A 1,489-nucleotide genomic window follows, 5' to 3' on the forward strand; every position below is an offset into this window, starting at 1 on the left:
GTCTCCCGTGAAGTAGTCGCGTTCAAGGGGCTTTGCCGTTGGCGGTGCGCGATCGCGAGCCGACGAGCGCGGCCAGGATCAGGGCGCAAAGCAGGCAGAGCCATTTGAGGATCAGGCTGAAGTTGTAGCCGGCGGCGGCGAGGACTGCGTTGGCGGCATCGCCCGAGGCATGAGCGAAGAAGTTTCGCCCCATACGGTGGTCGCTTTTGCAGTGACCGATGACGGGTTCGATCGCGGCCCGGCGCCGGAAGGCGCGTTTGATGGCATCGGTCAGGCCTCGCCTCATGCCGGCGACATAGACCTTGAAGCCCTTGTCCTTGGGCGCATTGTGACCGCGATAGCCGGCATCGGCGACAACTTTCTTGAGCTCGACGCCGATGCTGTTCTCGATCTCGGGGATGACGACTGCCAAGGTATGCCCGTCATAGGGATTGCCCGGCAGTGCCTTGGCGTGGACGGCGAATTGGCCCCCCTTCGAGCGGTTGAGGGTGGTGGCAAGGCTCACCTTCACGCCAAACTCATAGGGTTTGTGCGCTTTGCCCTTGCCGATGCATTCGACCTCAGGCGCATGCAGGCAATAGATCTTCTTGCCTCGTTCGCGCTGACGCTGGTCCTTGACGCGTCGGGCGAGTGAAAGCGGTAGGGCGAAGACCTGCGCCAGTTCAGGACGATCGGCGAGCTTGCGGGTGAGATCGCGGGCCACTGCACCCAGCATGGTGCGCAAGCGCCTGAGCGCCTTGTTGGCCCGCTTGAATTGTTTGGCATGCGCGTAGCACTGGTGCTTGATCAGGGCGAACTTGCCGACCCGGGCATGGATTGGCGCAGCTTCACGCTGTGCTTGTGCGCCAGCTTCACCAGGCGCTCGCGGGCCCGGTGCATCAACTTGGCATCGGTCGGGAACGCGACCGCCTTCTCCTGCACGGTGGTGTCGACAATCACTGCGGTGAAGTCCGCCGGCTTGGCCGCCTCGAGCCGAACCGCCGTCGCCAGGCTCTCCTGCACCAAGGCCGCGAGCTTGTCCTCGCCCATGCGCTGGCGCCACCGTGTCAACGAGGAGCGGTCAAAAGGCAGGCGGTGCTGGAAGAACTCCTCGCCGCAGAAGAATTGGTAGTAAGGGTTCTCGATCCAGCGCTCGCACAGCACTTCGTCAGACAGGTTGTGGGTCGCCTTGAGGATGGCCAGCCCCGCCATCAATCGCGTCGGCAAGGGCGGCCGGCCCGGATCATCATCGTAAACCGCGCCGAACCGCTGCTCCAGGAAACTCCAGTCGATCGAGCGCGCCAACTTCACCAGCGCATGATCCAGGTTCAGGATCTGATCAAGCCGCGAGCGGAACAAGTCGTTCTGTCCGCTCTCTCGTCGCTCTTTAGGCCGCATCATCGACCCCGCCATCGCCTCGACAAGCTGATGGAATCACGCCTTGCATTACAATGCAAATTGCCGGAAATCGCCGTCCACACCGACAAAATCCGGCAAACGCGAATACTTG

At 62.5% G+C, this 1,489-nt stretch carries 1 pseudogene; it reads right to left on the reverse strand.

Annotation, left to right across the window (positions count from 1 at the left end):
- Positions 1-22: 22 nt before the first annotated feature.
- Positions 23-1,380: pseudogene (locus J8I29_RS29610) on the reverse strand (IS5 family transposase).
- Between the last annotated feature and the right edge of the window lie 109 nt (positions 1,381-1,489).

This window comes from Labrys sp. LIt4, assembly GCF_017813775.1.
Lineage (GTDB): Bacteria > Pseudomonadota > Alphaproteobacteria > Rhizobiales > Labraceae > Labrys > Labrys okinawensis_A.